18 protein-coding genes are annotated in these 19456 nt (G+C 62.8%); 12 read left to right on the forward strand and 6 right to left on the reverse strand.

The window, feature by feature from the left end; genetic code table 11:
• Nucleotides 1–55 precede the first annotated feature (55 nt).
• From ACUN0E_RS23390 to ACUN0E_RS23405, 4 genes are all read left to right on the forward strand, one after another.
• Nucleotides 56–358: a transposase gene (locus ACUN0E_RS23390; protein WP_256456800.1), complete on the forward strand. Its 303-nt coding sequence runs from the start codon at nucleotides 56–58 to the stop codon at nucleotides 356–358.
• A complete protein-coding gene (locus ACUN0E_RS23395) occupies nucleotides 355–1140 on the forward strand; it encodes an IS3 family transposase (protein ID WP_445568078.1) in 786 nt (261 codons plus the stop codon). The genes ACUN0E_RS23390 and ACUN0E_RS23395 overlap by 4 nt, the downstream gene beginning before the upstream one ends.
• A gap of 78 nt (nucleotides 1141–1218) precedes the next feature.
• Nucleotides 1219–2268 (forward strand): IS110 family transposase, encoded by a 1050-nt coding sequence (locus tag ACUN0E_RS23400; RefSeq protein ID WP_408341249.1) that lies wholly within the window; start codon nucleotides 1219–1221, stop codon nucleotides 2266–2268.
• 21 nt (nucleotides 2269–2289) lie between these two features.
• Nucleotides 2290–2466, forward strand: a complete 177-nt coding sequence (locus ACUN0E_RS23405; protein WP_445568079.1) for an integrase core domain-containing protein — start codon at nucleotides 2290–2292, stop codon at nucleotides 2464–2466.
• A gap of 632 nt (nucleotides 2467–3098) precedes the next feature.
• Here the strand turns inward: ACUN0E_RS23405 and ACUN0E_RS23410 are convergent.
• From ACUN0E_RS23410 to dacB, 4 genes are all read right to left on the reverse strand, one after another.
• Nucleotides 3099–4648 (reverse strand): IS3 family transposase gene (locus ACUN0E_RS23410; RefSeq protein ID WP_445568080.1). Its coding sequence is split into 2 segments (ribosomal slippage): nucleotides 3099–4174 and nucleotides 4174–4648, totalling 1551 coding nucleotides; the frame shifts between segments, so codons are not numbered across the junction.
• 328 nt (nucleotides 4649–4976) lie between these two features.
• Nucleotides 4977–6224, reverse strand: a complete 1248-nt coding sequence (locus ACUN0E_RS23415; RefSeq protein ID WP_408234883.1) for an SGNH/GDSL hydrolase family protein — start codon at nucleotides 6222–6224, stop codon at nucleotides 4977–4979.
• Between the two features lie 94 nt (nucleotides 6225–6318).
• A complete protein-coding gene (locus ACUN0E_RS23420) occupies nucleotides 6319–7269 on the reverse strand; it encodes a sterol desaturase family protein (RefSeq protein WP_445568081.1) in 951 nt (316 codons plus the stop codon).
• A 195-nt stretch (nucleotides 7270–7464) separates the two neighbouring features.
• Nucleotides 7465–9126, reverse strand: a complete 1662-nt coding sequence (gene dacB, locus ACUN0E_RS23425; protein WP_445568082.1) for a D-alanyl-D-alanine carboxypeptidase/D-alanyl-D-alanine endopeptidase — start codon at nucleotides 9124–9126, stop codon at nucleotides 7465–7467.
• A gap of 215 nt (nucleotides 9127–9341) precedes the next feature.
• Between dacB and ACUN0E_RS23430 the strand changes: the two genes are divergently transcribed.
• From ACUN0E_RS23430 to ACUN0E_RS23455, 6 genes are all read left to right on the forward strand, one after another.
• Complete coding sequence (locus tag ACUN0E_RS23430) at nucleotides 9342–10004, forward strand: response regulator (protein WP_408234892.1); 663 nt, start codon at nucleotides 9342–9344, stop codon at nucleotides 10002–10004.
• Nucleotides 10005–10008: 4 nt separating this feature from the next.
• Nucleotides 10009–11310: an ATP-binding protein gene (locus ACUN0E_RS23435; protein ID WP_408234895.1), complete on the forward strand. Its 1302-nt coding sequence runs from the start codon at nucleotides 10009–10011 to the stop codon at nucleotides 11308–11310.
• Between the two features lie 170 nt (nucleotides 11311–11480).
• Entirely contained in the window at nucleotides 11481–12998 is a 1518-nt protein-coding gene (locus ACUN0E_RS23440; protein WP_445568083.1) for a DegQ family serine endoprotease, read from the forward strand.
• 320 nt (nucleotides 12999–13318) lie between these two features.
• Nucleotides 13319–13813 carry a carboxypeptidase regulatory-like domain-containing protein gene (locus tag ACUN0E_RS23445; RefSeq protein WP_408234900.1) on the forward strand — a complete coding sequence of 165 codons (495 nt, stop codon included), beginning with the start codon at nucleotides 13319–13321 and terminating at the stop codon, nucleotides 13811–13813.
• A 152-nt stretch (nucleotides 13814–13965) separates the two neighbouring features.
• Nucleotides 13966–14364, forward strand: coding sequence for a DUF427 domain-containing protein (locus ACUN0E_RS23450; RefSeq protein WP_408234903.1), 399 nt, complete (start codon nucleotides 13966–13968; stop codon nucleotides 14362–14364).
• A 33-nt stretch (nucleotides 14365–14397) separates the two neighbouring features.
• Nucleotides 14398–15159 (forward strand): CoxG family protein, encoded by a 762-nt coding sequence (locus ACUN0E_RS23455; RefSeq protein WP_408337393.1) that lies wholly within the window; start codon nucleotides 14398–14400, stop codon nucleotides 15157–15159.
• Between the two features lie 140 nt (nucleotides 15160–15299).
• Here ACUN0E_RS23455 and ACUN0E_RS23460 read toward each other — a convergent pair whose 3' ends face one another.
• Nucleotides 15300–16295, reverse strand: coding sequence for a helix-turn-helix domain-containing protein (locus ACUN0E_RS23460; RefSeq protein WP_445568084.1), 996 nt, complete (start codon nucleotides 16293–16295; stop codon nucleotides 15300–15302).
• Between the two features lie 181 nt (nucleotides 16296–16476).
• Between ACUN0E_RS23460 and ACUN0E_RS23465 the strand changes: the two genes are divergently transcribed.
• Complete coding sequence (locus ACUN0E_RS23465; protein ID WP_445568085.1) at nucleotides 16477–17109, forward strand: cysteine hydrolase family protein; 633 nt, start codon at nucleotides 16477–16479, stop codon at nucleotides 17107–17109.
• Between the two features lie 4 nt (nucleotides 17110–17113).
• On the opposite strand, the gene ACUN0E_RS23470 is transcribed toward ACUN0E_RS23465, so the two are convergent.
• On the reverse strand, nucleotides 17114–17791 hold the full coding sequence (locus tag ACUN0E_RS23470; RefSeq protein ID WP_445568086.1) for a TetR family transcriptional regulator: 678 nt from the start codon (nucleotides 17789–17791) through the stop codon (nucleotides 17114–17116).
• A 429-nt stretch (nucleotides 17792–18220) separates the two neighbouring features.
• On the opposite strand from ACUN0E_RS23470, the gene ACUN0E_RS23475 reads away from it, so the two are divergent.
• Entirely contained in the window at nucleotides 18221–19453 is a 1233-nt protein-coding gene (locus ACUN0E_RS23475; RefSeq protein ID WP_408234916.1) for an efflux RND transporter periplasmic adaptor subunit, read from the forward strand.
• Nucleotides 19454–19456: the final 3 nt, after the last annotated feature.

The raw sequence follows: 19456 nt of genomic DNA on the forward strand, positions 1-19456 counted from the left end.
GGTTCAATGAAGCTGGACACCTCTAAAGGGGATAATTCTCCAACAGAGGTGAGAAATGAGCAGACGGAACATTCCTGAAGAATTCAAGGCAGAAGCAGTCCAGCTGGTGGTCAGCAAGGGCTATTCGTACTCGCAGGCCTGCGAAGCGCTGGGCGTTGGCGACACGGCGTTGCGTCGCTGGGTCGCGCGGTGGCGCGAGGAGCAGGCCAAACCACCGCGCACAGCGATAGAGATCGAGACCGATGCGCGTCGCATTCGCGAGCTCGAGGCGAAGGTCGCTGATCTCGAGAGGGAACGCGACATTCTAAAAAAGTCTACGGCCTTCTTCGTCAAGGAAATGGATCGCTTCTCGAAGTGATCCATTCACTGAAGAAGGCCTGGCCTGTGAGGGTGATGTGTGAGGTGATGAAAGTGGCGCGCAGCAGCTATTACGCGTTCGCGGGGCGCCCGTCGGCTAGCCCAACGCCCTGCCCGCAGATGGCCGCTGCACGTGAAATTCATCGCGAAACCCGCTGCAGCTATGGCAGCCGCAGGATGTCGGATGAGCTTCAAAGGCGCGGTCACAAGGTGGGGCGTTATCGTGCCCGCACGTTGATGCAGCGCGCGCAACTGGTGGTCACCAGAAAGCGCACGCATCGCTATCAGAAGAGCAATGGCGAGGCGCTGGTGGCGCCGAATCTGCTGGCGCGTAACTTCGAGCCGCCGTCCATCAACCAGGTGTGGGCAGGAGATATAACTTATGTGAGAACGCTTCAGGGCTGGTCGTATCTGGCCATCGTGATGGACCTGTATTCGCGCCGCATCGTCGGCTGGGCGTTTGCACTGCTGCCTGATACAGCACTGGTCATCAGGGCTTTGCAGCAGGCGCGCGACCAGCGACGTCCGCCGCCGGGGCTGATGTTCCACTCGGACCAGGGATGCCAGTACACCAGCGCGCACTTCGTGAACGAACTGAAGGCAAACGGCATCGTTCAGAGCATGAGTAGAAAGGGGAATTGCTGGGATACTCAGTCTAAGATCGCTTCTGAATGTCGGACCGATCTGACCCGTGCTGGGATTGGCCAAGCTGCCTTTGCGTTGACCTGTCGATCGGATTCCGGCGTTCCCCGAGCGTTGCCGGGCTCACCGTCTGTGACCTGATAGGAGCTTTGTTCTGCACCGTGAGTGTCCTGTCCTGCGAGTGGGGTTGGCGATGCGCCCACTACAACGGATATACGCATGGAACAAAACGAAGTGATTCTGGGTGTTGACACGCATCTGGATAAGCATGTCGGGGCTGTGATCAGCGATACAGGCAGGCTTCTCGGAACGCTATCGGTATCGACCGACACAGCAGGCTATTTCGAGCTGCTGACCTGGGCAAATTCGTTCGGCCAACTACGGCGCGCCGGCGTTGAAGGGACTGGAACCTACGGAGCGGGATTGACCCGCGTGCTTCGCGATCATGAGATTGAGGTGTTTGAAGTCAATCGTCCCGATCGCGCGATGCGCCGATCTAAAGGGAAGTCCGATCCCACCGATGCCGAGAACGCGGCGCGCGCAGTCCTCGCCGGAAAGGCTACGGCTATCCCGAAGGAGCAATCCGGCGCCGCGGAGGCAATGCGCGCCGTCTCCGTTGCGAGACGCAGTGCAGTCAAGGCAAAGACGCAGGCTATCAATCAGTTACGGGCCTTGCTCGTGAGCGCTCCCCAGGAAATCCGTGAGCGTCTTCTGAAAGCGAAGACTGCAGAGTGCGTTGAAGGTTGCGCCCGTCTTCGCTCGTTGGGCAAAACGCCAATGTTGCAAACGCTCACGACCACACTGCGTTTGCTGGCGAAGCGTTGGCTGACGCTGGCAGAGGAGATCAAAGCACTCGACACCATGCTTGACAGCCTGACCAGCCAGCATGCCAGGCGACTTCGCGAACGATTCGGCGTCGGCCCGCAGACCGCTGCAGTATTGGTTGCTGTGGCGGGCGACAATCCCGAACGCTTGAAAAGTGAAGCGGCGCTGGCGGCACTCTGTGGCACAAGTCCATTGCAGGCGTCGTCCGGCAAGACGGTCCGGCATCGTTTGAACAGGGGCGGTGACCGGTCTGCGAACAACGCCCTATGGACCATTGCGATGGTTCGGATGCGCAGTGATCCACGTACCCGGACCTACGTCGATCGTCGGACAAAGGAAGGCATGTCGCACAAGGAAATCCACCGCTGCCTGAAACGCTATATCGTCCGGGAGCTGTACCCGCTCATTCTGGCTGATCTGGCCGATTCGACGCCTGTTGCTTGACATAGGAGCGTCAACGCGCCGGTGGAGCGTTTCTTCAGAAGCCTGAAAAGCGAATGGATCGACGAGAAAGGGTACCCCGATCACGCGCACGCCGAACACGACATCGGGGCCTACATCGACGACTTTTATAACTACCGTCGCATCCATTCGGCAGCAGGCGGTCAGCCGCCGGCACGATGCGAAGCTTCACTTTTTTAAATATTCCCCTTTCCGGGTGTCCATGTTTACTTGACCACTACACACCTACTTTTCTTTGCATGCCGCAAAGAAAAGATAGGCAAAAGAAAGCGGCTCACACCGCTAGCGCATAAGCGGGTCCCCCGCACAGTCGCGGTAGTGGTGCATCTGGAATCTGTGTTCTCGCACAGTCGGCGCGAGTGACAAAGCCGTCATACTTCCGGCGGCGCTGCGCGCGCCGAAGGGCACTTCATAAAACCGTCTGCTGGTTTTGCTCTCGCGCAGCCAAGCACCGGGATTGTCATTGCACCGCCACCGGGGCGACTTCAACACATCGGCATATTGCGCGGAACGCGGGTTTGCCTATGAGCGCAGAACCGACTCGCCGAGGCGAAGCCGATGGCACCCACCATGCACAAACGAAGCCACTGGGTTTCCCATGCAGACCCATCCGCGACGCACGTAGTGCGGAGTGGGAGCTGATGACTACTTTGTCACTCGCGCCGACTGTGCGAGAACACAGATTCCAGATGCACCACTACCGCGACTGTGCGGGGGACCCGCTTATGCGCTAGCGGTGTGAGCCGCTTTCTTTTGCCTATCTTTTCTTTGCGGCATGCCGGTGTGTGTCAAGGTAGTTGTCGCATGAACCGTTACGCTGCGTGCTTATACATTTTGGCCGACGCGTGAGTTCGCTCCGGGTTCAGATAGACCGAGTCTGCCAGGTGCCAGTTGCGGATGGCACCTGACCAGCGTGCGGGGTTCTGCCTGCGCGCGTCTTCGTACAGCGCACACCGGCGGGCCAGCAGGTCGTTGGCTTCGCCGCGATGCCGTTGCCCCGGACTGACATACTTCAGGCCGCTGTGACAGTGCTCTTCGTTGTACCACTGGACGAAGCGCTGCACCCATGCGCGGGCCGCCTCCAGCGTGTCGAACGGCTGCTCAGGCCATAACGGGCAGTACTTGGCCGTACGGAACAGTGACTCGGCAAAGGCGTTGTCGTTGCTCACACGCGGCCGGCTGAACGAAGGCTGCACACCCAGATCGATCATGGCCGCGCGCATCGTGGCGCCTTTCATTGCACTGCCGTTATCCGAGTGCAGCACCAGCGGACGCCCGGCGATACCTTCACGCAAACATCCCTTGTTCAGCAACTCGCTCGCGTGCTCAGCCGACTCCTGCTCCCACACCTCGTTCATCACCAGTTTGCGGCTGTAGATGTCTTTCATCATGTACCAGTAGAAGTACCGGCCCCTGACCGTGCCCGGCATCCACGTGATATCCCAGCACCACACCTGGTTCGGACCATCGGCACAGTGCGTCGTGAGCGTGCGTCGTTGCGGGGCTCGCGCGCGGCCCCGGCGCTGGCCCTGTCCTGCTGCTTTCAGTATCCGGTAGAACGTCGATTCGCAAGCCAGATAAATCCCTTCATCCGCCAGCTTCGGCACGATCTGGTGCGGCGTCAGGCTCGCGTAGCCCGGACGGTTGGCCGCATCGAGCACGGCCTGACGTTCTGCCTCACTCAGCCTGTTGGGCGGCGCTGCACGCTTCACCTGAGCGCGCCCGTCCTGCGGCGACAGGCGCCAGCGCTGGACACTGCGCACGCTGAGCCCCAACTGCTCGCACGCACGCGAGCGGCGCGCTCCCTGCTGTACAGCTTCATCGATCAACTGCATGGCTTCATCGCGATCCGGGCGGCTGATCAGTCTTCCTCTTCCTTGCCCCAGATCGCTTCGGCTTTTTTTCGCAGATTCAGCAAGGCCGCCGCCTCCGCGCGGGCCGCGTCAGCGCGTTTGAGCTGGCGCTCGAGTTCACGGATGCGCTTTTGCGCAGCCTTCGCCTCGTTGCGCTGGGCCGCCGTGGGCTTCGTTTCAGGCACCGCGTTGGCCTGCTCGCACGCCTCGCGCCACTGCCGGATCTGCTCCGGATAAATGCCTTTACTGCGGCAGTATTGTGAGGTCTCGATCTCGTTGAGCGACGCCGTCTCCAGCACCGCCCTGAACTTCCCGGCGCTTGACCACTGATCGCCCGTTTTGCCATTGCCCGGCATGAATTTCCCTGTATCTCTTGCATGCTGCCGCCAGGTCCGCAGCGTCACCGTGGTGATGCCCGTCGCCCCCGCCAGCTCGATGACCGCACGATTGAACGGCGGCATCATCTGCTGGATTACCCATTCCCGGGTTTCCGCTGAATAGCGTTTCATCTTCCATTCGCTGTCCGCCCCCCATCTTTACATCAATCGGTTCGGGTGAGGCGACAACTAGCCTGACATGGAGGGATGCAAAGAAAAGTAGGTGCCGCCCCGCACAGGGGCAACGCTAATAGACCAACACCAATTCAAGGAAAGGCCAAAAAACCAGATCAAGAAGAGACCAAAGAGCAAGATCAAAGAAAGGCCAACGCCGCAAGCGCACAGACAAACGCGCCGCGCAGGCAACAAAAAAACGCCCGACCTGACCAGCAAGCCGAGCGTTCACACAAACCCCATCCAGTTACCGCTACGCGGCCACCCTTACGCGGCCACCCTCAACTTATTTCCCCAAACCCGTCGCAGCGATCTGCTGCTGGACGTACTGCGCGAACAAGGCGTGCAAGTGCGTGCTCGGATGGACCAAGTCAGCGAACATGTAGGTCTGGTCAGCGCCAGCCACCGTGTAGGTCTGCGGTGAGCAGAACAGCGACGAGCCGAACTGGGAGCCGTACTGGGCCGGGGTCAGCCCGTTCGTTGCGCTCGGATTGGCGGTCGCGTACGCGGTTGCGTTGGCCACCATCGACGTCAGGTTACACGCCGTGCCGGTGTTGGACACCGTGAAGCCCAACGCCTGGTAGTTCGGCAACTGCTGATCAATCCACGTGAACGCATCGGCCACGATGACCTTGCCCGTGCCCAGCAGGCCGAGGGCCGTCAGGTTCTGGACCAGGAGGCCGTTATACGCCGCGGTAATCCCCGACAGTAGTGCAGCCGTGCCAGGCGCGGCTGCGTTGGCTTGAACGCCTTGCGGCGTATTGCCGATGTCCGGCACCGTCGACAGCACCACGTGGGTCGCACCCGAGTTGACGATGGTCTGGACTTGTGCGGCGAGCTGCGTGGCGGCAGTCGCGATCTGGGGGTTGGCCAACTGCTGCAGGTAGCCGGCGATAAACTGTACCTGGCCTGCCTGCGAGTTCGGCAGTTTGCCGGCCTGCACGAGCAGCGGGTATTGCGTCTGTAGCGCGGTGGCGAGCGCCGTCAGATTGGCGGCGCTCGAGAACTGGAAGATGTCGTTCGCGCCGCCGTTCACCAGTACGAGCTGGTTCGCGTTGAAGCTCGTATGCGCGCCCAGGTAGTTCGCTACCTGGGTCACCACCGGCACGGTCGTCGCCGCCATGCTGTTCGGTGCCCAACCTTCGCCCTGGGCGTTGACGACGTCCGAGCCGCCTTGCGCGTAGCCGAACCCGCCCGTCGCGACCAGCGGTTGACCGAAGCCGCCCACATACGCGGCGGTCAACGTGCCGCCGTAGTACTCCGCGACCTTCTGGGTCCACACTTCGCCCGGGTTGGTCGTGAAGCGGCCGCCGCCGAAGCTCGACTGAATCACCGGCGCGTACGTGCCGACATCCGACAAACTGTCGCCGAACGACACGACCTGCAGTTTCACGCCGCCAGCCGGCGTGCTACTTGAACTGTTGTTATCGCCGCCACCACCGCCGCAAGCCGCGAGCAGCACAAATGCGGCACTGGCGACGGCGATCTGGGTGAGGCGTACGAAACTGCGCTTCTTCGACGTTGTTTGATTCATTTTGACTACATCTCCTCGTATGTGTGGCCCTTATGCCATGTATTGCAGGCAGCGCCCACCGCTTCAGCGGCGTGACGACAGCTTACAGAATCTTCTACGGTCTGCGCGGTGTTTGAAACGCGGCCGTATGGTTTTCTTCAATGCCCGTAGCGCCGCCGGATGACGCGGCACTCGCGCCCGCACTGGCAGCGCGGCGCGCATGATAATCCGTTGCCCAGGCGGGCGGCGCGAACAGCGCGCGCAACTTGTTGCGCCAGCCTCGCACGCTCACGAAATCGGCGGCCATCGACGCCCATTCATGAAACGTCGCCTTCAACGGGTTATACGTGTGAAGTGGCTCGACAATGCCGTACACCGGCGCGTCGTGCGGATCTTCCTCGACATAGCTGCCGAACAGGCGATCCCAGATCACTAGCACGCCTGCGTAATTGCGATCGATGTAGCGGTCGTTGCGTGCATGATGCACGCGATGAATCGACGGCGTGTTGAGCACGTATTCGAGCCAGCCGAGCTTGCCGATCGCCTGGGTATGCACGAAAAACTGGAAGCCGAGGTTGATCAGCACGATGGCGACGATCTGCTTCGGCGGAAAGCCGAACACGGCGAGCGGAATCCAGAACAGCCACATGCCGGCAACCGGATACATCAGGCTCTGCCGGAATGCGGTGGAAAAATTCATCCGCTCAGACGAGTGATGTACGACATGCGCGGCCCACAGCCAGCGCACGCGGTGGCTGCAGCGGTGAAACCAGTAATAGAGCAGATCCTGAGCAACGAACAGCACGACGAACGACACCCAGCTCGCCTGCCAGGTATAGACGCGATAGTGGTCGTAGAAAAACGCATAGACGGGGATGATCGCGAGCCACGCGAGCTTGTCGGCGGCTTGCTGCATCAGTGCGAGCGCGGCGTTGCAGAACGTGTCGCGCCAGCTATAGAGCTGCGCGCCGGGGCGCGTGCGCCGCAGGTGCCACGCTTCCCAGCCAATGCATGCGAGAAAGACTGGCGCCATGGCGAGCAGCAGCAATTCGGCATCGAATTGCATTGTGTCTTCCTCCGTGGTCCCTGGCCGCTGCGCTTGCCGCAACGGACGTTGTCGTTATCGTTTGATTCGGCCGCGCGACCGTAACGGATACGCGGCTCGCGCACTACGCATTGCGTTTTACGCGCGCTTCAAACACTGCCCGACAGCGTACACGCTTGGGCGCGTTGCGGCGCGCGGCTTCTATAGAAGGAATACTCAATGGGCGGCGCGCTTGTGCGGGTTTTTCCTGGGCTTGCTGCTGCGCGGTTCGACGACGGGGTCGGAGACCTTCGTAAATCCTTGCGACGGGCCCTGGTAAACCCATTCGAGCAAGGCGTCATGCGCGGCGCGCGCGGCTTCCGAATGCGGGTCGTTGATCAGGCTGACGACCACATAACTGTTGCCGTCCGCCGAGGCCACGTAACCGGCGATCGCGCGCACGTCGCGCAAGGTGCCGGTTTTGATGTGCGCATTGCCGCCCGCGCCCTGGTTGGTCAAGCGGTTGCGCATCGTGCCGTCGACACCCGCGATCGGCAGCGACTCCACGAACACCTGAGCGACCGGGCTCGCGTTGGCCCGCTGCAGCAGATCGGCGAGCGAGAGCGCGGTGATGTGCTCGTCGCGGGAGAGGCCCGAGCCGTTGTCGAGCGTCAGATATTCCATGTCGATGCTGTCGCGGCGCAAAAACGCCTCGATGGCGCGCGCCGATTTCTCGGGCGTGGCGGGCGGCCTTTCTTCCGTCGCGCCGATTGTCAGGAACAGGTTGCGCGCCATCGTGTTGTTGCTGAACTTGTTGATGTCGCGAACGATGTCGGACAGCACCGGCCCCTGGTGCGTGGCGACGAGGCGCGCGCCGACCGGCACCGCGCCTTCGCGGGTTGTACCGCTGAAGGTGCCTCCGGTTTGCTGCCACAGCGCGAGGAAACCGCCCGCGAAGAACGCGGAGTGATCGAGCACCGCCACGTTGATCGTGCGCGGGCCGCAGCGCACGGAGTAGTCGCCAGTGAACGACGCTACCACGGTGCCATTGGGTTGCTGCGTCACGGTAGGCGAGACGGAGGCTGCGTCGCCGCGGCAGGGGCCATTGACCGCGCGCATCTGATTGTCGATCTGCAACTGCGAGAGCGCGGGCAGCACGTCGATTGCGACGCTGCCGTCCGGTGAAGGCGTCAGCGTGAATGACAGCGATTTGAAGGCGTACAGCAGCGGATCGGGGCCGACGTTGTAAGGCGCGGTGGCGTCGTCGTCGAACGGCGGCAGATCGCGCGTGGAGGCGTCGAAATAGCGCTTGTCGAGCACCAGTGCGCCGTCGACGCCGTTGATGCCCGCCTTGTGGATCTTCTGCACGAGGTCGATCAGTTCCTCGGGCACGAGTTTCGGATCGCCCGTGCCTTGAATGTAGAGATTGCCGTGCAGCACGCCGTTAGCGTCGAGCGTGCCGTCCGCGTAGGCGCTCGTACGCCAGCGATAGTCCGGGCCGAGGATCGAGAGGCCGGAGTATGTGGTGACGAGCTTCATCGTCGAGGCGGGCATCATCGGTTTGCCGGCGTTCAGTGCGACGATTGGCGTGCGATCGCCGACTTTTTCGACTACCACGCTGATCGACGACAAGGGTACGTGTGCGCGCTGCAGGCCGACCATCACCGGTTGCGGCAACACGGTGGTGACGTTGACGCTCGGATGTTTGGCCTTGACGCGAGCCTGCGCGGTGAGCGGCAGCGATACGCCGCAGCCGAGCGCGGCGCAGGCAAGCAGCAACGCCGCCGCGCGCGGCGCGAACCGGCGCGGCATGGAGTCGGCGGAAGCAGAGGAGAGTGGACGCAACGCCACACGGCGTGCGGGAGATAACAGAAAAGCGGGCAAAAAAGCGTGCGTCATGGACAGGCGAAGAAGCAGGATTTCGGGGCGCAGTGGCGCGCGGCAATCCAAAGTGTGTCGGAGCATCGCTTGATGCGCGGAAAACCGCTGCGCGACGCAAAGCGCTCATTGTAGAGACATGCCGCCAGGCTGCGGTGAAAAAGCGTCGTGCGGCGCGCATGTCGGGCCGGGCGCTAGAATGCGGCATCATCAAATGTTTCGGGACCGTACCAACCATGCGCATATTGCTAGTCGAAGACGACCGGATGATCGCCGAAGGCGTGCGCAAGGCACTACGCGGCGAGGGCTTCGCGGTCGACTGGGTGGAAGACGGCGAAGCGGCGCTCAGCGCGGCGACCAGCCAACCTTACGATCTGGTGTTGCTCGATCTCGGCCTGCCCAAACGCGACGGGCTCGAGGTGCTGCGCACGCTGCGCGCCAAAGGCCAGGCCACGCCGGTGCTGATCCTCACCGCGCGCGATGCGGTCGCCGATCGCGTCAAAGGTCTCGACGCCGGCGCTGACGATTACCTCGTCAAACCTTTCGATCTCGACGAACTCGGCGCCCGCATGCGCGCGCTGATTCGCCGCCAATCCGGCCGCAGCGATTCGACGATTCGCCACGGCAACCTGACGCTCGATCCGGCCTCGCACCAGGTCACGCTCGACGGTGCACCGGTCGCGTTGTCGGCGCGTGAATTTGCCCTGCTCGAAGCGTTGATCGCACGGCCCGGCGCGGTGCTGTCGAAGAGCCAGCTCGAAGAAAAAATGTACGGCTGGGGCGAGGAGATCGGCAGCAATACCGTCGAGGTCTACATTCACGCGCTGCGCAAGAAGCTCGGCGCGGACCTGATCCGCAACGTGCGCGGTCTTGGCTACATGATCGCCAAGGACGCCTGAGCCGATGCGTTCGATTCGCCGTCAATTGTTGTTCTGGCTGCTGGCGCTGGTGTTGCTCGGTGTCGGCATTGCGGGTTGGCTGATCTACCGGCAAGCGCTTGCCGAAGCCAACGAACTGTTCGATTACCAGCTGGAGCAGATCGCCGCGGCGCTGCCGGCGGAACCGTTCTCGCAAGTGCTTGGCTCGCGCGACACCGGCGACGAAGGCATCGTGCTGCAGATCTGGAATCGCAACGGCGTGTTGATGTACTACTCGCGTCCGCGTGCGCCGCTCGCGCCGCGCGCCGAACTTGGCTTTTCGACCGAGCATACGGATCGCGGCGATTGGCGTGTGTACGGCGCGATCGTCGGCGATAACGTCGTGCAGCTGGCGCAGCCGGTTTCGGTGCGCAACCGGCTCGCGGCGAACGTTGCCTTGCGAACCCTGTGGCCGCTGATCGTGCTGCTGCCACTACTGGGCGTGGCGGTATGGGTGGTTGTCGGGCGCGGACTGCGGCCGTTGCGGCGCGTGACCAGCGCCCTCGACGCGCGTCATCCCGAGGCGCTCGACCCATTGCCCGATCAGCGTCTGCCGCTCGAAGTCCAGCCGCTCGTGCGCGCGTTGAACGGGCTGCTTGAACGGCTCGCCACGGCGCTGGATATTCAGAAAGCATTTGTCGCCGATGCCGCACACGAATTGCGCACGCCGCTCGCCGCCGTGCAGATTCAATCGCAACTCGTGGCCCGCGCGAAAGACGACGCCGCGCGCAGCGAAGCGCTTGCCGATCTGCAAGCGGGCGTCACGCGCGCCACACGTCTCGCTGAACAATTGCTGGCGCTTGCGCGTTCGGAGCCGGACGGTCTCGCTGCCACCAACGCGATCGATCTGCATGCGTTGCTGCAGGACTGTGTCGTGGCATACGCGCCGCTTGCGCAGAATCGCGGCGTCGATCTCGGTATCGAGACGAGCGAACCCGCTACGGTGACTGGCGACGCCGACGCGCTGCGCGTCATGTTCAACAACCTCGTTGATAACGCAACCAAATACACGCCGCGAGGCGGCCGCGTCGACGTTAGTCTGCATGTCGACGAAGGGCATCCGGTGGTGCGGATTGCCGACAGCGGACCGGGCATCGAACCGGCCGAACGCGACCGTGTGTTCGATCGCTTCTACCGGGCCGGCGCCAGCGCGAACCGCGCTCGTACTGACGTGGCGGGCAGCGGTCTCGGGCTCGCGATCGTGCGCCGCATCGCTACGCAACACCATGCGGCGGTGAGACTCGACGAATCTCCAACGGGTGGTTTGCAGGTCGAAGTGCGCTTCTGAGAATGTGAGGCTTTCTGTTCGTAAAGTGGCTCGAACGTGGCTTAAGCGAGGCTGAAACAAGCCTCAAAAGCCGGCTGGAAGCGATCTGACGCTGCTTAAGACTCTTTTAAGCGATGCCACGTACGCTTCATCTCATTCCAAAGCCTCTTTCTCCCAGTCAGGAGTACACGATGAACGCGAAAACCTTGTCCCGCAGCGCTGTAGCAGTGGCTGTCGCCGTTGCGCTCTCCGCCGGCTATGTGGCGGGGCATCGCGACGTGCCCGCGCCGCAGGTAATCACGCCGGCGCAGGCCGCGATGATGCCTGCCGAAGCCGCGGCGAAAACCGGCATCCCCGATTTCTCGGGTCTGGTCGAGACCTATGGCCCGGCTGTCGTCAACATCAGCGCGAAGCATGTGGTCAAGCAGACGGCATTGCGTAGCAACGGCGGTAATGGCGGCAACGGTGGCAACCAGTTGCCGATCGATCCGAGCGATCCCTTCTATCAGTTCTACAAGCACTTCTTCGGCGGCATGCCGGGCATGCAAGGCGGCGACGGCGGCGATGCCCCCGATCAGCCGAGCGCGAGTCTGGGTTCGGGATTTATCGTCAGCAGTGACGGCTATATTCTGACGAATGCCCATGTGGTGGATGGCGCGAACGTCGTCACCGTGAAGCTCACCGACAAACGTGAATTCAAGGCGAAAGTGATCGGCGCCGACAAGCAATCCGACGTCGCCGTGCTGAAGATCGACGCGAGCAATCTGCCGATCGTGAAGATCGGCGATCCGCGTCAGAGCAAGGTCGGCCAGTGGGTGGTCGCGATCGGCTCGCCTTACGGCTTCGACAACACGGTGACCTCGGGCATCATCAGCGCGAAATCGCGTTCGCTGCCGAACGAAAACTACACGCCGTTCATCCAGACCGACGTACCAGTGAACCCGGGTAACTCGGGCGGCCCGCTGTTCAATCTGCAGGGCGAAGTGATCGGCATCAACTCGATGATCTATTCGCAGACCGGCGGCTTCCAGGGTCTTTCGTTCGCTATCCCGATCAATGAAGCGATCAAGGTCAAGGACGACATCGTCAAGACCGGCCACGTGAGCCGCGGACGTCTCGGCGTCGCGGTGCAGGGCATGAACCAGACGCTTGCTGATTCGTTCGGTATGCAGAAGCCGCAAGGCGCGCTCGTCAGCTCGGTCGATCCGGGCGGTCCGGCCGCCAAGGGCGGCCTGCAACCGGGCGACGTGATTCTGTCGGTGAATGGTGAGCCAGTCAGCGATTCATCGGATCTGCCGTCGCAAGTCGCAGGTCTGGCGCCGGGCAGTTCGGCCACCGTGCAGGTGTGGCGCGATAAGGCCACCAAGGACCTGAAGGTAACGATCGGCTCGTTGTCGGACGCGAAGGTGGCTTCGGATATGGCCGATCAGCCGACCCAGTTGCAAGGCCGTCTCGGTGTGGCGGTGCGGCCGCTGACGCCGGAAGAAAAGAGCGGCGCGTCGGTGTCGCACGGTCTGCTGGTGCAGCAATCGGGCGGTGCGGCTGAAAACGCCGGCATCCAGCCGGGTGACGTGATTCTGGCGGTCAACGGCCGGCCGGTCACGAGCGTCGATCAGTTGAAGCAGATGATCGCCGGAGCGGGCAACAGCATCGCGTTGCTGATCCAGCGCGACAACGCGCAGATCTTCGTGCCGGTCGATCTCGGCTGAAGTTAGGCATTAGGCGGATCGGTTAGCAGGTCGGCTGATTGATGGCGTAGATGATCGTTTGGCCGGCACTTTGACTGATACGCTGGCCGATCCGCCCGGAAATTGATGTAACGCTTGCCGGTCCTTGCACTTACTGCCGAAGGACCGGTATTCGTCACCCGCATCAAACTCGTGAAGAAGGGCGCTCTGCGCCGCATGGCGTGGCGCAGCAGCGGTTTCCAGACGACGCGAACTGACGCTTGGCACGCAGGTTGCGTCTGCCTTGATCCGGACCCTCTGAGGGACGCCGGACGACAAGGACCTTAAGAAGGAGCGAACCGATGAAAACCCAACGCAATCAGCGAAGGATCGTAGCCGCCGCCGTATGTGCAGCGCTCACGCTCGGTCTGGCGGGCGGCGCTTATGCGCAGGCGAGTGACGTAACGGGTGGCACCACCACCGACGAAAGCAGCGCGGGCAACGCCAACGGTGGCGGCCTGCCGCAAATTCAGCATCAGGGCGACGTCTCGTTCGTGTCGGGCGGCGTCGGTCTCGACGAATCGAAAGCACTGCAGCACGCACAAAGCCAGTGGCCGTTGTCGCTGCGCTTCACCGGTCCCGGCTCTGATTTTCTCGCCGACGTCCACGTGCGAGTGGTCGACGCGCACAACGGCGAGGTGCTGAGCGCCACGTCACGCGGACCGTATATGCTGGCCAGGCTGCGCCCGGGCCGCTACACCGTGCATGCGCGATATAAGGATAACGACCAGACCAAGTCGGTGACGATTCCGGCCAAGGGCACCGCCAAGGCGGCGTTCTACTGGAATACGCAATAAGCGGCTCACCTCCCTGAACGGCGCCGGGCGAGACGCCTGGGCGGCATTCAGGAAGGTCGCGCAATTGGCTGAAGTTTGGCCGATAATGAAGCCACGGGCGCCCCCCGTGGCTTTTTTGTTTGCACGACCGCACACCAATACGGAGCCGAGACATGAGCGATGCCTTGACACCCCACGGAAGCCCCGGCGCCGGCGCGAGCACGGGCGGGCACACCATCGTCATTAGCGGCAATAACCACCGGGTGCGGGTGATTCACGGCGGCGTGACAATGGCCGACACCCAGGCCGGCTTGACGCTCACCGAAACCGGCCTGCCGGACGTGTTTTATTTCCCGCGCGGCGATGTGAACATGGCGCGCCTTGAACGCTCAACACACACTTCGCACTGCCCGTTCAAGGGCGATGCTTCGTATTACCATCTGCGCACCGAAGGCGGCCTGATCGAAAACGCCGTGTGGAGCTACGAGACGCCGCTCGAGGCGGCGATAAGAATAAAAGGATATCTCGCGTTTTACGCATCGCGCGTCGACCGTATCGATCAGACGTCCTGACCGGCTGTCGCGCGTTCATCGGGGGAGGCTGCCATGGAAGTGAACGACGCGTTACGGATTCCGCTTACGCCGTCCGACGTTTGGGACGCGTTGCAGGACCTCGCCTTGTTGCGTGCCAGCCTCGACAACTGCGAATCGTTCACGCGGCTTGGCCACGGCGAATATGCGCTCACCATGACCGTGCCGCTCGGGCCGTTGCGCGCGCGTTACGAAGCGCGGGCCCACGTAGCCGGTCAGGATTCCGGACCGGCGGACGCGCAGCGCCGCACCATCAACTTCAAGGCGCGAGCCGAGGGTATCGGCGCGTTACGCGGACAGATCGAAGTGCGGTTGCGCGCGGACGATGGCGCGCATGGCATCGGCAGGGAGCGGGGCACGCGGATCGATTACACGATCTGGGCGACCTCGTCCGGGCCGCTCGCCGAACTGCCCACGCGCCAGCTAGAAAACGCGCTGCATCAACTGGCCGACGATTTTTTCGACGAGTTCGGTGCGGTCGTTCGCGCCAAACATGGGCAAGGGCCGAACCGGGCACGTGGATCAGGGGCGCGTCGGCAGCACGTGTTTCTGCGCCCGATCACGCTAAGTGGCATCGCTCGACGCAACCGTACCGAACATGCCAATGCGCTGACCGGGCGGGCGGCGAGCGCGGCGCATGGGGCATCCCACGGTGTGTCGCATGAGGTCTCGCATCGCGACTCGGGTCCGCATGCGGTCCCGAATTGGGCGTGGGCAGTGATGATTTTTCTGGTGGCGTTGCTGTTGTATGTGGCGCGCTGGATTAGCGAACAGTGACGGCCTGGCTTGGCCCACCGCTGTCGCGCCGGCGCGACTACGAAATCCTGGTGGGTGGCTACGAAACGCCGTCGGCCATACGGCGTTTGCGGCCCCTGAACGCTTTAGCCGCTTTTGCCGGTCCTACCCACCGACCGCGCTCACACGCCGCGAAACTCCCGTCTCCATGCAGACGGCGAGGTGCGGAACGCCTCCGCGAAATGTTGCCGTAGCGAGGCGGTCGAGCCGAAGCCCGCAATCCCCGCGATCGCTTCCACGGACTCATCCGTGCTTTCCAGCAACTGCTGCGCGCGGGCGAGCCGCTGTGCCAGCAGCCATGCGCCGACGGTTGCGCCAGTGGCCAGCCGGAAACGCCGGGTAAAAGTGCGGCGGCTCATCAAGGCGCGTTCGGCAAGGGTGTCGAGCGTATGCGGCGCATCCAGATTTCCCCTGACCCAATCGAGCAGGCAGGACAGGCGGTCGCCGCGCACGTTCGGCGCCACCGGCTGCTGAATGAATTGCGCCTGGCCGCCTTGCCGATGCGGCGGCACGACCAGCCGGCGCGCGACATAGTTCGCGGCCTGCGCGCCGCACATTTTGCGCAGCACGTGCAGGCAGCAGTCGAGGCCGGCGGCGGTGCCGGCTGAAGTCACCACGTTGCCGTCGTCGACATAGAGCACGTCGGGATCGAGCCGCACGCACGGATAGCGGCGTGCGAAGTCGTCCGCCCACGCCCAATGGGTGGAGGCCGGCCGGTCGTCGAGGATGCCGGCGGCCGCCAGCACGAACGCGCCCAGACACAGCCCGACCAGTTGCGCGCCGCGTGCGTGGGCGGCGCGCAATGCCTCGAGCAGTGCGGCGGGTGGTGTTTCGTTCGGATCACGCCAGCTCGGCACAATGATCGTATCCGCGTCGGCGAGCGCTTCGAGCCCATGCGTGACGGCGATCGAGAAACCGGCCGTGGTGGTCAGCACGCCAGCTTCAGCCGCACAGACGCGAAAGTCGAAATCAGGCAGGCCATTGCCGCTGCGCTCTTCGCCGAATACCACGCACGGCACCGAAAGATGGAACGGGCTGATGCGATCGAAAGCGACTACCGCGACGACGTGACGGGGTGCATCGTCGCGCGCCGCACTGGGGGAGGTGGGTGTAGCCATCAGTCGCAGCCGCCCTATGAAATTCAACGATGATCCAACGATGGCCCGATTCTAGCGAATCTTGTCATTCGGGTCACTATCGGGGAAGCGGCGGGTGACGAACAATGCAGTCATCGCCGCTGCCTGTGCAGCGCCCGCCCCGGGCCACGCAGCGCGAGCCTTATCTGACAGGAGTCTTGCCATGACCGCACCCCGCCGCGCGCTGATCGTCATCGATGTGCAGAACGAATACGTCACCGGCGATCTGCCGATCGAATACCCGGATGTGCAAACCTCGCTGGCGAACGTCGGCCGCGCGATGGACGCGGCGCGCGCTGCCGGCGTGCCGGTGGTGGTGGTGCAACATTTCTCGTCGGCCGGCTCGCCGGTGTTCGCGCGCGGCAGCGAAGGCGCCGAACTGCATCCGGTGGTGGGTGAGCGGGCACGCGATCACTATATTGAGAAGTCGCTGGCGAGCGCCTTTTCCGGCACTGATCTCGCCGACTGGCTGGCCGCGCAGCAGGTCGACACGCTGACGGTCGTCGGTTACATGACGCACAATTGCGACGCGTCGACGATCAACCACGCATGGCATGCAGGGTTTGCCGTCGAATTTCTGCACGACGCAACCGGTTCGCTGCCCTATGAGAACAGCGCGGGCTTTGCGAGTGCGCAGGAGATTCACCGGGTCTTCAGTGTGGTCTTACAGTCGAACTTCGCGGCGGTGGCGAGTACGGAGCAGTGGATTGCCACAGTGCAGGGTGGGGCGCCGCTCGAACGCGGCAATATCTACACGTCGAATCAGACGGCGCGGGCGCGCCGGGTCGCGGCGTAAGTATCTAGCTAGTCTGACCGGGTAACCGGGCGGCTGGCGCCGTCCGATTCCCGGTGCGCAACGCCGGACTCAGCAGCAGCGCATCGAACATCCCGGCGACCATCTGCTCCCCGTGCTTGCCGAAATCGGTCGCATCCGGCAGGAACAGCATGTCGCGCAGCGAGCCACTGACGAACGCGTGCACCATCGCGGCTGCCGTCTTCGTGTCGAGATCGGCGGGCAGTTGGCCTTTGGAGATCGCGTTGCGCAGACCGCCTTCGATCTTCTTCAGCCCTTCGCGCATATTGGTCTGATAGCGGATCATCACCGGTCCCATCTCTTCGACCAGTTCGCACTTCAGAAACAGGATGTCGAACACCCGCCGGCGGCGCGGGTCGTTGGCGGTGTCGCGCAGGCAGACCGTGCAGATTTCCGTCAAACGACCGAGCGGGTCGGGTTCATTGGGGTCTTGCGAAGCGGCCTTGAGTTCGTCCAGCGGAAGCAGCACGCGGTCGAACATTTCGGTAAACAGATCGCTTTTGTGCGCGAAGTGCCAATAGATCGCGCCACGTGTGACACCGGCTGCCTGCGCGATGTCGGCGAGCGACGTGCGCGATACACCCTTCTCGAAGAAAACCCGTTCGGCCGCGTCGAGAATACTATTGCGCGTCTCCTGCGCTTCTTCTTTGGTTCTTCTGACCATATCGGTGTGACCTGCCTGATTGTGGGGTTTTCCCGGGCGTTTTTCAGGACGCTCGATGACAATCTGTCTACTGTTAAGCAATTTGCGAAGCGATCTTTGCAGGCCCCCTGCCTGCAAAGATGTAAACGCACTTTTACATGCATTCGTGGATGTATATATAATAGCATCCCACGATCGGATAGCCCAAGCCGTGACGACCGGTTAATATCCGTCACTGTTGCCTTTCAAAACGCTCTTGCGCCGTGCCCGGATGGGCGGCGCCGTGCGGCATTTCCCCGGTATGGCGCATTTCACTCAGGATGCCCCTGCAGGTGCGGTTTGCATCCACGGGCTTCCGGTCAGGCGTCGCAAGACGCATGTGTGCGCTGTCGTCCCCGGGGTAGGGATGCGCGCACTTTTTCATTCTCAGTCTTTGACAGAGGTCGCTCCATGCGCGTCGAACGGGTTCCATTCCGCTTAATCAGTGCCGCGACGGCTGCCGTATTGCTGGCAGCGTGCGGACCAAAACAATCTGCCCCGCCGCAACAAACGCCCGAAGTTGGCGTCGTCACCGTCCAGCCGACGGCGGTGCCCGTCGTCACCGAATTGCCGGGCCGCACCAGTGCCTTCCTCGTCGCGCAAGTGCGTGCACGGGTCGACGGTATCGTGCTGCGCCGCGAATTCACGGAAGGTGGAGAGGTCAAGGCAGGTCAGCGTCTGTACAAGATCGATCCGGCGCCCTATATCGCGACGTTGAACAACGCGAAGGCAACGCTGGCGAAGGCTCAGGCCAATCTCGTGTCGACCACCGCGCAGGCCAACCGCTACAAGGTGCTGGTTGCCGCCAACGCGGTCAGCAAGCAGGACTACGACAACGCGGTCGCCGCAGAAGGCCAGGCCGCGGCTGACGTGGCCGCCGGCAAGGCAGCGGTCGACACGGCGCAGATCAACCTCGGCTACACAGACGTAACCTCACCGGTAACCGGCCAGGTCGGCGTGTCGCAAGTCACGCCGGGCGCGTATGTGCAGGCGAGCGCGGCCACGCTGCTGGCAACGGTCCAGCAACTCGATCCGGTCTACGTGGATCTGACGCAGTCCAGCCTCGACGGTCTGAAGTTGCGCCGCGAAGTGCAGGAGGGGCGCCTGAAGACGAGCGGCCCGGACGCCGCCAAGGTCTCGCTGATTCTCGAAGACGGCCGTACCTATTCGGAAAAGGGCAAGCTGCAGTTCACCGACGTGACGGTCGACCAGAGCACCGGTTCGGTTACGGTTCGCGCGATCTTCAAGAACGCGGACAAGGTGTTGCTGCCGGGTATGTTCGTGCGCGCCAGGATCGAAGAAGGTGTCAACGACAATGCGATCGTCGTGCCGCAAGTCGGTATCACGCATGACCAGAAGGGTCAGCCGACCGCGCTTGTCGTCGACGACAAGAACAAGGTCGAATTGCGTCAGCTCGTCACTTTGGGCACGTACGGTTCGAACTGGGTGGTGGAAAGCGGCCTGAAGGCCGGCGACCGCGTGATTGTCCAGGGCACCGACAAGGCGCATCCGGGGCAGGAGGTCAAGGCCGTTGCCGCGCAACTTCCCACCACACCCGCTTCCGACGCATCCGCTCAGGGTGCGCCGGCCGCCAGCGGTGCTACGCAGACGGCGCAACCCGCTTCTGCTGCATCGGGCGCGTAATAA

It is taken from the genome of Paraburkholderia sp. D1E, assembly GCF_052682275.1.

Bases quoted from the DNA above. Each gene is read 5' to 3' on its own strand.
- ACUN0E_RS23390 (WP_256456800.1), top strand. From the start codon at position 56: ATGAGCAGACGGAACATTCCTGAAGAATTCAAGGCAGAAGCAGTCCAG.
- ACUN0E_RS23400 (WP_408341249.1), top strand. From the start codon at position 1,219: ATGGAACAAAACGAAGTGATTCTGGGTGTTGACACGCATCTGGATAAG.
- ACUN0E_RS23415 (WP_408234883.1), bottom strand. From the start codon at position 6,224: ATGAATCAAACAACGTCGAAGAAGCGCAGTTTCGTACGCCTCACCCAG.
- ACUN0E_RS23420 (WP_445568081.1), bottom strand. From the start codon at position 7,269: ATGCAATTCGATGCCGAATTGCTGCTGCTCGCCATGGCGCCAGTCTTT.
- dacB (WP_445568082.1), bottom strand. From the start codon at position 9,126: ATGACGCACGCTTTTTTGCCCGCTTTTCTGTTATCTCCCGCACGCCGT.
- ACUN0E_RS23430 (WP_408234892.1), top strand. From the start codon at position 9,342: ATGCGCATATTGCTAGTCGAAGACGACCGGATGATCGCCGAAGGCGTG.
- ACUN0E_RS23435 (WP_408234895.1), top strand. From the start codon at position 10,009: ATGCGTTCGATTCGCCGTCAATTGTTGTTCTGGCTGCTGGCGCTGGTG.
- ACUN0E_RS23440 (WP_445568083.1), top strand. From the start codon at position 11,481: ATGAACGCGAAAACCTTGTCCCGCAGCGCTGTAGCAGTGGCTGTCGCC.
- ACUN0E_RS23445 (WP_408234900.1), top strand. From the start codon at position 13,319: ATGAAAACCCAACGCAATCAGCGAAGGATCGTAGCCGCCGCCGTATGT.
- ACUN0E_RS23450 (WP_408234903.1), top strand. From the start codon at position 13,966: ATGAGCGATGCCTTGACACCCCACGGAAGCCCCGGCGCCGGCGCGAGC.
- ACUN0E_RS23455 (WP_408337393.1), top strand. From the start codon at position 14,398: ATGGAAGTGAACGACGCGTTACGGATTCCGCTTACGCCGTCCGACGTT.
- ACUN0E_RS23460 (WP_445568084.1), bottom strand. From the start codon at position 16,295: ATGGCTACACCCACCTCCCCCAGTGCGGCGCGCGACGATGCACCCCGT.
- ACUN0E_RS23465 (WP_445568085.1), top strand. From the start codon at position 16,477: ATGACCGCACCCCGCCGCGCGCTGATCGTCATCGATGTGCAGAACGAA.
- ACUN0E_RS23470 (WP_445568086.1), bottom strand. From the start codon at position 17,791: ATGGTCAGAAGAACCAAAGAAGAAGCGCAGGAGACGCGCAATAGTATT.
- ACUN0E_RS23475 (WP_408234916.1), top strand. From the start codon at position 18,221: ATGCGCGTCGAACGGGTTCCATTCCGCTTAATCAGTGCCGCGACGGCT.